This is a genomic window from Burkholderiales bacterium, assembly GCA_036262035.1.
In the GTDB taxonomy this organism is placed as follows: Bacteria; Pseudomonadota; Gammaproteobacteria; order Burkholderiales; family SG8-41; genus JAQGMV01.
On the sequence record DATAJS010000008.1, the window covers coordinates 34551 to 47856 of the forward strand.

The window sequence follows — 13306 nt, forward strand, 5'->3', positions numbered from 1 at the left end:
CGTCTTCAGCCGCCGCGCTCGACGGCCGATACCGCGTCGATGAAGCGCCGCACCCGCTCGTCGCGCGGCGCTCCGAACATCGCGGCGGGGGCGGCATCCTCGACGATGACGCCGCGGTCGAAGAACAGCACGCGGTCGGAGCTCGCTTCGGCGAACTTCATGTGGTGCGTGACGATGAGCAGGGTCATCGTTCCCGACTCGGCGAGCTCGCGCAGCAAGGCGAGTATCCCGCCGACGAGCTCCGGGTCGAGCGCCGAGGTGATCTCGTCGAAGAGCATCACCCGGGGCTCCATCGCCAGCGCGCGCGCGATCGCCACGCGCTGCCGCTGCCCGCCCGAAAGCTGCGCGGGATAGCTTCCCGCTTTGCCGTCGAGGCCGACCCTCTCGAGATACCCGCGCGCCCGCGCTTCGGCCGCGTCCCGCGCGAGTCCGAGGACGCGCACCGGCGCTTCCATCACGTTGCCGAGCGCGGTCATGTGCGGGAAGAGGTTGTAGTGCTGGAAGACCATGCCGACGCGCTCGCGCGCGCGGCGCAGCCTCGCCGTCGCGCCACGACCGGTGGAGCCTGCCGCCCACGGCGCTTCGCCGTCGATCGTGATCGTCCCGGCGTCCGGCGCGTCGAGGGTCATCAGCAGCCGCAGCAGCGTCGACTTCCCCGAGCCGCTGGGGCCGATGATGCTCACGGTCTGCCCGGGCGCGATGTCGAGATCGACGCCGCGCAACACCTCGGTCTCGCCGTAGCGCTTGGTGACCCCGCGCACGCTCACGATCGGGCTCATGCGTGCAGCGCCCTCGCGAGCCGCGCCTCGAGCACTCGTATGGCCGCCGCCGAGACCAGGCTCAACGCGAGGAAGACGACGCCGACCAGCGTCATCGGCTCGATGTAACGGAACGTTTCGGAACCCGCCATCTTCGCCGTCTGAAGAAGCTCCACCACCGTGATCGCCGAAAGCAGCGGCGTGTCCTTGAACATCGCCACCATGTAGTTCCCGAGCGCCGGCGCCACGCGCGCGATCGCCTGCGGCAGAACGATGCGCCGCCACGTCTGCACGCGGGAGAAGTTGAGCGCCGCCGCCGCTTCCCACTGGCCGCGCGGCACGCCTTCGATGCCCGCCCGATACACCTCCGCACAATAGGTCGCGTAATGCAGGCCGAGTCCGATCGCGCCGGTCGCGAACGGCGATAACGCGATCCCGACCTCCGGCAGCACGAAAAAAAGAACGTAGAGCTGCACGAGCAGCGGCGTCCCGCGCACGAACTCGACGAAGACCGCCGCCGGCCGCCGCACGAGGCCGTTCCCGGAACGCCGCGCGACGGCCAGCGCGAGTCCGAGTACGAGCGCAATCGCCATGCCGGCGAGCGTCGCCTGCACCGTGACCCACAGCGCGGGCGCGAGCACCGGCACGAGAGCGGCCGCGTAGCTCCAGTCGAAGCTCATGCCGGCACGCCCGCGCGGCGCTCGAGCCGCCGGAACGCACGCGCGATCAGCGTCGCAGCGGCGAAATAGAGCACGAGCACGACGGCGAAGATGAAGCCCGTCTGCAGCGTGGCGGCGCGCAGCAGCTGCGCGGCGAACGTGAGCTCGTGCACCGCGATCATCGACACGAGCGCGGTGTTCTTCAGCAGCTCGATCGCGAGGTTGCCCGCGGGCGGGATCATCGCCGGCAGCGCCTGCGGCAGCACGACGCGCGCGAGCGTCTGCGCACGCGACAGGTTGAGCGCCGCCGCCGCATCGCGCTGTCCCGCCGGCACGGCGTTGATCGCGCCGCGCACGACTTCGGCGCCGTACGCGCCGGCGTTCAGCCCCAGCACGGCCACGCCGGCGGCGAATGCATCGAGCTCGATGCCGGCGAAAGGCAGCACGAAATAGACCCAGAAAAGCTGCACCAGCGCCGAAGTGCCGCGGAAGACTTCCACGTAAAGCGCCGCGGCCCCGCGCACGGGACGCGCCGCAGCACCTCGGGCCAAACCCGCCGCGAGCGCCGCGACCACCGCAACCGCGGCGGCACACACGGTGAGCGCGACCGTCAAACCGAGCCCGCGGGCGAGCTCGATCGCGAGACCGCTCATGGCGTCGCGGGCTCGTCCGAGCCGCGGCAGAGCTCTTCCGCCGTCACCGTGCCCGGCAGCTCCTGCTCGGTGAAACCCAGCGGCCGCACGAGCTGCGCGTGGCGCGGCGTGCCGATCAGCTTCGCAAGCCCCGCGTTGAAAGCCTCGACGAGACGCCGGTCGCTCTTCCTGAACCCGAACGCGCCGTACCCGCGCACGGCGCCGCTTTTCGCGACCGGGTCGTGGAACGGCTGCGCGCGCTCGGCCGCACGGCTGTCCGCGCGGTGCAGGAGATCGTTGACCGTGAGCGCGGTCGCCGCATATGCGTCGACGCGGCCCGCGATCACGCCTTCCAGGGCGCTCGGCGGATCCGGGAAGACGAGCACGCGCTCGCGCGGCACGCCGCTGTCGAGGGCGTACCGGAGCTGGACCGCGCCCGCGACGACGCCGAGCGTCGCCGACGTGGTGCGCGCCGCATCGGCGTAGCCGTGCAGCCCGTGCGGGTTTCCCGCGCGCACGATGAACGCTTCGCCCACCGAATAGGTGGGATTGGAGAACGCGATCTCGCGGCAGCGCGCCGGCAGCACGTACATGCCCGCGGCGATCATGTCGAAGCGCCCCGCTTTCAGCCCGGGTATCAGCGAGCCGAACTCGGTGAGCACGCCTTCGATCTCGACGATGCCCATGTCGCCGAGCACCGCGCGCGCGATCGCCGGCGCCTCACCGGTCAGCTCGCCGGTCCTGGGATCGAGCCACGCATACGGCGCTTCGTTCGCATAACCGACGCGTATCCTTCCGGCCGCGCGCGCCCGCTCGAGCGTTTGCCCGTCGGTTGCGGCCGGCTGTTCGGAGCAACCGCCGGCGAGGGCCGCCAGCAGAAACGCGAGCGCCGGCAGTGCGGTACGCCGCCGCACTACCGCCAGGCTGCGTAGTCGGTCTCGGCCGGCTCGACCGGCGGCGTGTGCTCGCGCGCGGCGATGAACTCCGGACGCGGCTTCAGGCCGTAACGCGGCGCACCGAGCTTGTTCTCGACGCTGTTGTAGACCATGAACAGGTTCGCGCGCGGATACGGCGAGATGTTGCTGTTCGAGCCGTGCATCGTATTGCAGTCGAAGAAGATCACCGATCCGGCCGCGCCTTTCATCGAGCGTATGCCGCCGCGCTCGATGAGGAAACCGAGGCTCATCGGATCGGGCACGCCGCACTCCTGCTTCTTGAGCGAGGCCCTGTAATGGTCCTCGGGCGTCTCGCCCACGCACGAGATGTAGCTCGTGTGCGAGCCCGGGACGAGCAGCAGCGGACCGTTGAGCTCGTTGTTGTCGGTGAGCAGGATCGTGCACGAGAGTGCGCGCATGCGCGGCATCCCGTCCTCGACGTGCCACGTCTCGAAATCCGAATGCCAGTAGAAGTCCTTGCCGAAAAAGCCGGGCTTCAGATTGAGCCGGGACTGGTGGACGTACACCGCGCTGCCGAGGATCTGCCGCGCGATCGCCGCGAGCCGCGCATCGCGCGCCACGCGGTCGAACAGCGGATCGAGCCGGTGCGCCGCGAAGATCGAGCGCACTTGGTCGCTGTCCGGCTCGCGGATCGCTTCTTCGCGCCCGCCGATGGCCGGGTCGGCCGCGAGGCGCCTGGCTTCGCGCAGGAACACCGCGACCTCGTCGGGCCTGAAGAACTCCTTCAGGAAGACGAAGCCGTTCTTCAGGTAAGCCTTGAGCTGATGCTCGGTCAGCCCGGGCTCGTCGGCGCGGCCGTAAACGACCGGATCCTGACGCCGCAGGATCGCCGATTCGTTGTCGCTGCGCGACTGATAAGCGTCCGAGATCGGTAACACCATGTTTCTTTCTCCTTTCCTGTCGCGCCGCGTCAGGCCGCGGCGTCGTCTTCGACCAGCGGATAGACGCCTTCGGCGTCGTGCACTTCGCGGCCGGTGAGCGGTGGATTGAAGACGCAGATGAGGCGCAGGCGCGTCTTCGCCCGCAGGTAATGGCGGTCGTGACGGTCGAGCGCGTAGAGCGTGCCCGGGACGATCGTGTGCACTCGGCCGTCGGCGAGGGTCTCGACCTCGCCCTCGCCTTCGATGCACAGCACCGCCTCCAGGTGATTCTTGTACCAGATGTGCGTCTGGGTTCCGGCGTGAATGATGGTCTCGTGCATCGAGAAACCCATGCCGTCGCGCCTGAGCAGCAGCCTGCGGCTCGTCCAGTTCGGAGTCTCGACCTCGTGCTCGCCGCCGGCGATCTCGTTCAGCGTACGGACGATCATCGCGCGCCTCCGAACTTCACGAAGGCGAGGTTGTTGAGCTCCACGCGCGCCACGTCGAGCGCCGCAGCGACGCTCTCCTCGAGAATGTCGAGCCCGGCGCGCAGCCGCCCTTCGTCGATCGTGAGCGGCGGCAGCAGCTTCACGACCTGGTCCTGACTGCCGGAGGTCTCGATGACGAGCCCTCGCTCGAACGCTTTCGACGCGATCGAAGCGGCGAGCTCGGGCGCGCCCTCCGCGGCGAGCCCCTGCATCATGCCGCGGCCGCGCACGGCGAGCGCTCCGTGACCGTAGCACTGTGCGATGTGAGCGAGCCGCGCGCCGACGATCCCGGCCTTGCACTGCACCGCCACCTGGAACTTGCCCGTCGTCCAGTAATGCTCGAGCGCGGCGGTCGCGGCGACGAACGCGAGATTGTTGCCGCGGAAAGTGCCGTTGTGAGCGCCGGGGCTCCAGACGTCGAGCTCGGGCTTCATGAGCGTGAGCGACATCGGCAGGCCGTAACCGCTGATCGACTTCGACATCGTGACGATGTCGGGGCTCACCCCGAACGGCTCGAAGCTGAAGAACGAGCCGGTGCGGCCGCATCCCGCCTGGATGTCGTCGACGATGAGCAGCATGTCGTGGCGGCGGCACAGCGCTTCGAGGCCCTTCAGCCACTTCGCGCTCGCGACGTTGACGCCCCCTTCGCCCTGCACGGTCTCGACGATCGCCGCCGCGGGCGCGTCGACACCGCTGCTCGCGTCACCGAGCACGCGCTCGACGTACTCGAGGGTGTCGACGTCCGGGCCCATGTAGCCGTCGTACGGCATGAAGGTGGTGTTGCCGAGCGGGACCCCCGCCGCGGCGCGAAACTTCGAATTGCCGGTCGCGGCGAGCGAGCCGCCGGTCACGCCATGAAAGCCGTTCGTGAACGAGATGACGTTCGAGCGGCCCTTGATCTGGCGCGCGAGCTTGAGCGCGGCTTCGACGGCGTTGGTCCCCGTCGGTCCCGGGAACTGCACCTTGTACGCGAGGCCGCGCGGCTTCAGGATCACGCGCTCGAACGTCTCCAGGAACTCCTTCTTAGCGACGGTGGCCATGTCCAGGCCGTGCACCAGCCCGTCTCCCTCCACGTACTCGAGCAGTCGTCGCTTCAGGATGGGATTGTTGTGCCCGTAGTTGAGCGTTCCCGCACCCGCGAAAAAGTCGATGTACTGCCTGCCGTCTTCGTCGACGAGGACGGCGCCGCGCGCCTTGCTGAACAGCGTGGGAAATGCACGGATATAGCCGCGAACCTCGGATTCCAGCCGGTTGAAGACTTTCAGGTTCATGCTGAGCGTTCTCCTTCTGGTTGTTCGCCCTGAAACGGGCCGATGCGAATCAACATCTCGCATTCGTGGTCATCGCCGCCGAAATCTTCCTCGGCGAACAGCAGGTTCTCGGACTGCGGGGCGCCCAGCGCGCGCGCGAGCGCGTGGAACAGCCGCCGCGACGCGGCGTTCGAAGGCGACACCGTCGTCTCCAGATATCGGCAGCCCGCAAGCGCGGGCCGCGCCAGCAGCTCGCGAAGCATCGCGCTCGCCAGTCCGGTCCCGCGCATCGACGCGTCGACCGCGACCTGCCACACGAACACGGTGTCGGTGCGCTCCGGGTGCACGTAAGCCGAGACGAATCCGACGACGCGCGATGCAACGCGCGCGATCACGCAGGTCTTCGCGAAGTGCTCGCAGAGCAGCAGGTACGCGTACGACGAGTTCAGATCGAGCGGCTTGCACGCGGAGATCAGCCGATGGATCGCCGCGCCGTCGGCACGATGCGGCCTGCCGAGCGTGATCGGCGTCGATCGCGGGTTTTCGAAAGCTGCAGTTACCCCTGTCACTGTTTCAGACATTCCAGACAAAATTAGCCCCCGGTCATGCGCCGAGGTTCGGATTGGTTCGTCCCGTGCGTGGGACGGCGTTTACATCAACGGCCGATGCTGTCGTTCGGCCGCGCGGACGATGCGAAAGGCGTGTGAGCTTCCGGCCTGCATCGTTTTCAGACGCGGCGCGTCGGGATGACGCGCCGCGCGTTCTTGTGTGTCGCGAATCTTAACTGCCAGTGACGCTCGGCGAAAGCGCGAATGTCGGGACTTTGCACCACGCTTTTGCGCGTACCGAGCCATGTCTGGCCACAGCGGTACCGCGAAGTTCCCCGTACCCGAACACGATGCTGCGCGCATCGAGCGTCACGTCCTCAATGCTAGAGACAGGGAATCACCGCAATTCCTGACAAGAATGTTCGCTGCGCTCAGCGCGCACGCCCATATTCGCACTTCAGTTGCGAGGCGGCCACGCGTCCGCATCACGCGCGTGAAGCGCCGGCTATTTACCGGACAAGGCAAACCGCACGAGCTCGGCGACGTTGCGCACACCGAGCTTCTCCATGATGCGGCTCTTGTGGACCTCGACCGTGCGGGTGCTGATTCCGAGCGCGGCGGCGATCTCCTTCGCGTGCAGACCGCGCGTGACGTGCTCCAGCACCTCGCGCTCGCGTTCGGTAAGGCGTTGCAGCCTTGCAAGGTCGGCATTCGCCCTGTCGTCTTCCCTGAGCCGCTGCTGCTCGACGGCGAATGCGCTTTCGACCGCATGGCCCAGTTGCTCGTCGTCGAACGGTTTCTCGAGAAAGTCGATCGCGTGAGCACGGAAAGCCGCGCGCGCAGCGGGAACATCGCCGTGGGCGGTGATGATCACGAAGGGAATACGGCTGCCCTGCTCGCGCACCCACGACTGCAGATCGAGGCCGCTCATGCCCGGCAGCCGAAGATCCGCGAGCACGCAGCCCCGCCATTGCGGCTGCCATTCCGAGATAAACGCCTCGGCGCTCGGGAAGAGCCGCGACACGTGCCCGGCGAGACCGAGCATCAGGGCGAGCGAATCGCGTATCGCGGCGTCATCGTCGACGACGAAGATCGTCAGCTCGTGTGCCGCAGGCTCAGCCATGATCGGTCGTGACCGGGAGCGTGAGCAGAAACTCGCCGTGCTGCGCGATGCGGGCCGTCAGGCTGCCCCCGTGCGCCTCCGCGATGGCACGGCTCACCGCAAGCCCCAACCCGAGCCCGGTGGGCTTGCCCGATACGAAAGGCTCGAACACGCGATCCCGATCACCGGGCTTCACGCCGGGGCCGTTGTCGCAGACCGACAGCGCGACGAAGTCGGCTCGCGGTCTGGCGGCATGCAGCGAGATCGATCGGGCTTCGGCGGGGAGCGTTTTCACGGCGTCCACGGCATTGGCGACCAGATTGCGAAAGACGAGGTCGATCTGGACGCGGTCGATCAGCACCAGCGTCGCCGGCTCTGCGACATCGACCGATACCCGCACGCGGCTGTCCATCGCTTCGGCCGCGGCGGCCGCGCCCGCCAGCAGCTCTTCCAGCCGCACCGACTCGAGCCGCGTCGTCCCTGCCTTGAAGAAGTCGCGGAGGCGCCGCACGACCTCCGCGGCCCGGTTGCACTCGCGCAGCATCTTTTCGACGACATCTCGCAGCTCCGCGGTCCTGCCCGCGTCCGCGAGCTTCAACGCCGACCGGCCGTAGTTGGTGACGGCCGTGAGCGGCTGGTTGACCTCGTGAGTGATGGCGCCGGCCATCTCGCCGGCGGCCGCCAGACGCAACGATTGCCGCAGCCCCGCGTTCGCGCGCTCGCGTTCGTCGACCATCACGCCCAGATAGAGGCCGGTCATCGTGAGCGAAGCGACGAGCACCTGCAGGTCGAGCATCGGCAGCGTATCGTTGGGATGATGGTGGATCGCCAGCACCACGCCGGCCTGTATCAGCGCGACTGCGACGATCGCCCCTGCCATACCGCTCCGTACGGCTATCCAGATGAGCGGCAGGAACAGCAGGTAGAAATGATGCGCGGGATCGCCCCGCAAAACCTCGAATATGAGCCACAACGACAATCCCAATACGGCAATCTGCAGATAGGTTTCCGGACGACGTCCGATCTCGACCAGACGTGCGCGCCGTTCGGCATCCGCGACGACGAGCAGCAGCGGCGCGGTGACGATGATGCCGACCGCGTCGCCCACCCAGAAGCGCAGCCAACCGGCCGCCAGAGCGTCCTCGTTCAGTGACCCGCTCGCGAAGAGCACGCCCACGAATGCCGCCGAGATCGCCGCGCTCATCGGAACGACGACGACCACGAACAGCGTGAGGTGCCTCACTCGATCGAGGCGGGGTTCGGGCCGCAGCAGCCGGCGCAGCATCCACGCCGCGCCGGTGTAGCCGAGCGTCAGGACCAGAGCGGTCAGGGTGATCAGCGCATAGCCGCCCGGTGCGCCGCGAACGATGAGGTCGGCGAGCAGCACGGTGGCGAACACGCTCGGCGCATGGATCAGCCCGCCGAGCAGCATCCACGCGATCGCCAGCGCCGGCTGCGGATTCCACGGCGTGATGTTGAACGGCCCGAGCGGGTCTATGTAGCTCACCCAGTCGAGCAGCAGATAGCACGGCGCGAACACCGCCGCGTCGCGCGCGTAACGGAGCGGCGCCCTCACGGACGCATCATGGCGCAGCGTTCGCGCCTTCGACAAGTACGTAGTTTCACGTACGGATTTCTCACAATTGCGTGCTGTAGCCCCCCCGATATCGTCGCATGATGTCGACGAATATCGCACTTCTTCAGGTGGTCGGCGCGGCGCTCTTCGCGCTGGCGGTCCTCCATACCTTCTCCACCCGCTACTTCCAGCGTCTCGCCCACACGCGAGCCGCGCACGCGGGCGCGTGGCATCTCCTCGGGGAAGTCGAGACCGCGTTCGGGTTCTGGGCCTTCGTGCTCGTGCTCTTCATCGTGCTGTCGCACGGCTGGAGCGCCTCCGCTCAATACCTGGATGGGCTCACGTTCACGGAGCCGATGTTCGTGTTCGTCATCATGGTGATTGCGGCAAGCCGCCCCATCATGCAGCTTGCAGCGGACCTCGTGGAAGGCGCTTCGAAGGTGCTGCCGATGCAGCGCGGCACCGGCGTGTATTTTCTCAGCCTGTCCTTCGTCCCGCTCCTGGGGTCGCTCATCACCGAGCCTGCCGCGATGACGCTGGCGGCGCTCATGCTGCGGGATCGGGTGTTCACCTCCGGAATCTCGAACCGGCTCAAGTACGCGACCGTCGGCGTCCTCTTCGTCAACGTCTCCGTCGGCGGAACGCTCACCCATTTCGCGGCGCCGCCGGTGCTGATGGTCGCGGCCAAATGGGGCTGGACGACCGAGTTCATGCTCTCGACGTTCGGCGCCAAGGCCGCCCTCGCGGTGCTGATCAACTCGGCAGCCGTCACTTTCCTGTTCCGGCGCGAGCTGGCCCGGCGCGCGCGCATGCGCGGCGACACCTTCCACTTACGCGCGCCGCTGGCGTTCGTCGGCGTGAATGTGGCGATCCTCGCGGCCGTCGTGGCGACCAACCATCACCCCGAAGCGTTCATGGGACTCTTTCTGCTCTTCCTCGGCCTCGCGGAGGCATACCGGCGCCATCACGACCGGCTGATGCTGCGGGAGGGCCTGATGGTCGCGTTCTTTCTCGCCGGTCTCGTGGTGCTCGGCGGGCAGCAGCAGTGGTGGCTGCAGGAGGTGCTCGCCCGGCTGGACGAGACGACGCTCTTCTACGGCGCCGCTTCCCTGACCGCGATCACCGACAATGCCGCCCTGACCTATCTCGGTTCGCTGGTGGAAGGCATCACGGACGAGTACAAATATTCGCTCGTCGCCGGCGCGGTGGCCGGCGGCGGGCTGACGGTCATCGCCAACGCTCCGAATCCTGCCGGGTTCGCGATTCTCAAGGACCATTTCGAGGATCAGGCCATCAGCGCGCTCGGATTGCTCGCAGCCGCGCTGCCGCCGACGCTGGTCGTGATCGCCTGCTTTCGCGGAATTCGCGGCCAGATCGCGGAAGCGTTCGACTGGGGCATCTGGGCAGCCTGGTTCGCCGAGCTCGACCGGTCGTTCCTGTTCCTCCTGATCCTGCCTTTCGTCGTCGGGGCCGTCGGCTTGTGGGCGGAGTTTCGGCACCGGCGCGGCGAAGAACGATAAACGGGACGCCGGGCTGCAATCCGGCATCGTCCCGGTTTCATCGTCCCACGGCGCCGTCCTGCACGTCGGCGGTCGCCCGCGAATCGCGCGCCGCCTGAACTTCGGCGTGAGTCGGCCGCTTGATCGCCGAAGAATCTCCCTTTCCAGCCCGGACCGGCGGTCGCGCGGGCGTCCGCGGGAGCGCACTGTGCTCCGCGTGCTCGAGCTCGGCGCGAACGCGCGGCAGCGCTTCGGGATGCTCGCGCTGCAGGAAATCGAGCATCGCCTCGCGCACGCGGCATCGCAGGTCCCACGCCCTGGACGCATCCGCGGCGCTGACGAGCGCGCGCACCTGCACGGTCCGCTCGCTGGCGTCGGTCACCTGGATCATCGACACGCGCCCGTCCCATTCCGGCGAGCTCTTGCAGATGCGTTCCAGCTCCGCGCGCAGCGGCGCGAGAGGAACGCGGTAGTCGAGCCACAGAAAGACGGTGCCGAGCAGCTGTGAGCCGGTGCGCGTCCAGTTCTGGAACGGCTTCTGTATCACCCACTCCAGCGGCACGACCAGGCGCCGCTCGTCCCAGATTTTGACAACGATGTACGTCGCCGTGATCTCCTCGATCCGACCCCATTCGTTCTCCATGATGACGACGTCGTCGAGCCGTATCGGCTGCGTCAGGGCGATCTGCAGCCCCGCGATCAGGTTTCCGAATACCGGGCGGGCCGCGATACCGGCCACCACACCGACCACACCGGCGGATGCGAGCAGGCTCGCGCCGATCTGCCGCATGCCCGGAAAGGTCATGAGCAAAGCGGCACCGCCGATGACGAGCACGAAGAACTTGACGGTGCGGACGAGCACGCGGGTCTGCGTCTGGATCCGTCGCGCGTGAATGTTGTCCGTCACGCTCGCCGGGTGCAGCTTGACGACGGCTTCCCCGACGGCGCCGATGACTCGCAGCGCGATCCAGGTGATCGCCGCGATGAGCAGCACCGCTACCGTGTGCACCGCGAACGCGCGCAGCAGGAGCTCCGGCGGCGCCGCGCCGAGCACGAGCTCGAGCGCCAGCAGCGGAGCCGCGAAGCGGATCGGCGTCGCCGTGAACTCCACGACGGTGCTCGCGATCGTGCTGGAACGCGAGATGCGCCTCAGCACCGCATACGCGACCTGGTGCGCGACGAGCGCCGCGATTACGCCCGCGCTGCCGAGGATGCCGGTCGTCAGCCACGGATATGAATAGTCGAACAGAGATGCAAAATCCATTGTCGCTCCACGATGCTCCGGTCTTGTTGGTCGCCCTGCATCGGGGCGAGTTCACTGGGCATCGCTTGAAAAGTGTTGCAGGACGGCGCACGGGCGCGGCGTGCGGGCACCGCGCCCGGGAGAACCCCGCTGTTCGACGCCGGCTGGAGACGTTGGGCGTCGCGCGCCTTCAGGCGCTCACGCGGCGGCTTCCGCCTCCTGCAGAGCGTCGTCGCGCTTCCTGCGGATCGCGGGCAGCACCATGACGAGCAGGAGGAGTGCGGTCGCTATCAGGAACGCCGCGCTGATCGGACGCGTGACGAATACGCTCGGATCGCCGCGCGAGATCAGCAGCGCGCGCCGGAGATTCTCCTCCATCAGAGGGCCGAGCACGAAGGCGAGGATGAGCGGCGCCGGCTCGACCTTGAGCTTCATGAAGACGAACCCCACGAGCCCGAAGAATATCGTCATGTAGACGTCGAGGTCCATGTTGTTCACGCTGTAGACGCCGATCGCCATGAACGTCAGGATCGCCGGGAACAGGATGCGGTACGGAACGCGCAGCAGCCGCACCCACAACCCGACGAGCGGCAGGTTGAGCAGCACCAGCATCGCGTTGCCGATCCACATGCTCGCGATCAGGCCCCAGAAGAGCTCCGGCCGCTGGGTCATCACCTGAGGTCCGGGTGCGATGCCCTGGATCGTCAGCGCGCCGAGCATCAGCGCCATCGTCGCGCTGCCCGGGATGCCCAGCGCGAGCGTCGGAATGAACGCGCACTGCGCCGCCGCGTTGTTCGCCGACTCCGGACCCGCCACGCCTTCGATGGCGCCCTTGCCGAATTCGTCGGGACGCTTCGCCATCTTCTTCTCGAGCGCGTACGTCGAGAACGCGGCGATGGTGGGGCCCGCGCCGGGCAGCGTTCCGAAGAACGCGCCGATGCCCGTCCCGCGCAGCACCGGCCAGATGGAACGCTTCATGTCCGTCCTGGTCGGATAGAGGTGCTTGATCTTCTGGGTGAGCAGAGAGCGCGTCGAGGTGTCGGTGCCCTGCTGCAGGTTCGCGAGGATCTCGGCGAAGCCGAACAGCCCCATCGCGACGACGGTGAAGCTCAGGCCGTCGGTGAGGCCCGTCGCGCCGAACGTGAATCGCGACATGCCGGAGTTGACGTCGGTGCCGATCAGCCCGAACAGCAGCCCGAGAAAGATCATGCCCACCGCCTTGAGGATCGACGCCGATGCAAGCACGGCGGACGCGATCAGGCCCATCACCATCAGCGAGAAGTACTCGGGCGCCCCGAACTTGAGCGCGACCTCCGCGAGCGGCGGTCCCGCTTTTGCTATGAGGATCGTGCCGACCGTACCGGCGAAGAACGAGCCGAGCGCCGCGATCGCCAGCGCGGGGCCGGCACGACCCTGCCGCGCCATCTCGTGGCCGTCGAGGCACGTCACGACCGACGCCGATTCGCCCGGCAACTTTACCAGGATGGCCGTCGTCGAGCCGCCGTACTGGCAGCCGTAGTAGATGCCCGCGAGCATGATGAGCGCCGAAACCGGCTCGAGGTTGAAGGTGATCGGCAGCAGCATCGCGATCGTCGCGAGCGGCCCGATGCCCGGCAGCACGCCGATCATCGTGCCAGCGAAGACGCCGATGAAGCAGTACATGAGGTTCTGCAGCGACAGCGCGACGCTGAAGCCGAGATACAGATTCGGAAAGAGCTCCTGAATTTCGCCCATG

13 protein-coding genes are annotated in these 13306 nt (G+C 67.6%); 1 reads left to right on the forward strand and 12 read right to left on the reverse strand.

Going from position 1 to position 13306, the window contains the following annotated elements; all coding sequences use genetic code 11:
* Nucleotides 1–5 precede the first annotated feature (5 nt).
* From VHP37_05355 to VHP37_05400, 10 genes are all read right to left on the reverse strand, one after another.
* A complete protein-coding gene (locus VHP37_05355) occupies nucleotides 6–779 on the reverse strand; it encodes an amino acid ABC transporter ATP-binding protein (GenBank protein ID HEX2825751.1) in 774 nt (257 codons plus the stop codon).
* Nucleotides 776–1438: an ectoine/hydroxyectoine ABC transporter permease subunit EhuD gene (gene ehuD / locus VHP37_05360; protein ID HEX2825752.1), complete on the reverse strand. Its 663-nt coding sequence runs from the start codon at nucleotides 1436–1438 to the stop codon at nucleotides 776–778. The genes VHP37_05355 and ehuD overlap by 4 nt, the downstream gene beginning before the upstream one ends.
* Entirely contained in the window at nucleotides 1435–2070 is a 636-nt protein-coding gene (ehuC, locus tag VHP37_05365; protein HEX2825753.1) for an ectoine/hydroxyectoine ABC transporter permease subunit EhuC, read from the reverse strand. Before ehuC ends, ehuD begins: the two co-directional genes overlap by 4 nt.
* Nucleotides 2067–2963, reverse strand: a complete 897-nt coding sequence (ehuB, locus tag VHP37_05370; protein ID HEX2825754.1) for an ectoine/hydroxyectoine ABC transporter substrate-binding protein EhuB — start codon at nucleotides 2961–2963, stop codon at nucleotides 2067–2069. The genes ehuC and ehuB overlap by 4 nt, the downstream gene beginning before the upstream one ends.
* Nucleotides 2963–3886 (reverse strand): ectoine hydroxylase, encoded by a 924-nt coding sequence (gene thpD, locus VHP37_05375; protein ID HEX2825755.1) that lies wholly within the window; start codon nucleotides 3884–3886, stop codon nucleotides 2963–2965. Before thpD ends, ehuB begins: the two co-directional genes overlap by 1 nt.
* 29 nt (nucleotides 3887–3915) lie before the next feature.
* A complete protein-coding gene (locus VHP37_05380; GenBank protein ID HEX2825756.1) occupies nucleotides 3916–4314 on the reverse strand; it encodes an ectoine synthase in 399 nt (132 codons plus the stop codon).
* Nucleotides 4311–5624: a diaminobutyrate--2-oxoglutarate transaminase gene (gene ectB, locus VHP37_05385; protein ID HEX2825757.1), complete on the reverse strand. Its 1314-nt coding sequence runs from the start codon at nucleotides 5622–5624 to the stop codon at nucleotides 4311–4313. The genes VHP37_05380 and ectB overlap by 4 nt, the downstream gene beginning before the upstream one ends.
* Nucleotides 5621–6172 (reverse strand): diaminobutyrate acetyltransferase, encoded by a 552-nt coding sequence (gene ectA / locus VHP37_05390; protein ID HEX2825758.1) that lies wholly within the window; start codon nucleotides 6170–6172, stop codon nucleotides 5621–5623. Before ectA ends, ectB begins: the two co-directional genes overlap by 4 nt.
* A gap of 484 nt (nucleotides 6173–6656) precedes the next feature.
* Nucleotides 6657–7274, reverse strand: a complete 618-nt coding sequence (locus VHP37_05395; GenBank protein HEX2825759.1) for a response regulator — start codon at nucleotides 7272–7274, stop codon at nucleotides 6657–6659.
* The gene (locus VHP37_05400) at nucleotides 7267–8829 is read right to left on the reverse strand and encodes an MASE1 domain-containing protein (protein ID HEX2825760.1); all 1563 of its coding nucleotides are present in this window, start codon (nucleotides 8827–8829) and stop codon (nucleotides 7267–7269) included. The genes VHP37_05395 and VHP37_05400 overlap by 8 nt, the downstream gene beginning before the upstream one ends.
* Before the next feature lie 98 nt (nucleotides 8830–8927).
* Between VHP37_05400 and VHP37_05405 the strand changes: the two genes are divergently transcribed.
* Nucleotides 8928–10349 (forward strand): putative Na+/H+ antiporter, encoded by a 1422-nt coding sequence (locus VHP37_05405; GenBank protein ID HEX2825761.1) that lies wholly within the window; start codon nucleotides 8928–8930, stop codon nucleotides 10347–10349.
* 37 nt (nucleotides 10350–10386) lie between these two features.
* On the opposite strand, the gene VHP37_05410 is transcribed toward VHP37_05405, so the two are convergent.
* Nucleotides 10387–11592: a mechanosensitive ion channel family protein gene (locus VHP37_05410; protein HEX2825762.1), complete on the reverse strand. Its 1206-nt coding sequence runs from the start codon at nucleotides 11590–11592 to the stop codon at nucleotides 10387–10389.
* 177 nt (nucleotides 11593–11769) lie between these two features.
* Nucleotides 11770–13305, reverse strand: a complete 1536-nt coding sequence (locus tag VHP37_05415; GenBank protein ID HEX2825763.1) for a tripartite tricarboxylate transporter permease — start codon at nucleotides 13303–13305, stop codon at nucleotides 11770–11772.
* Nucleotide 13306 lies beyond the last annotated feature (1 nt).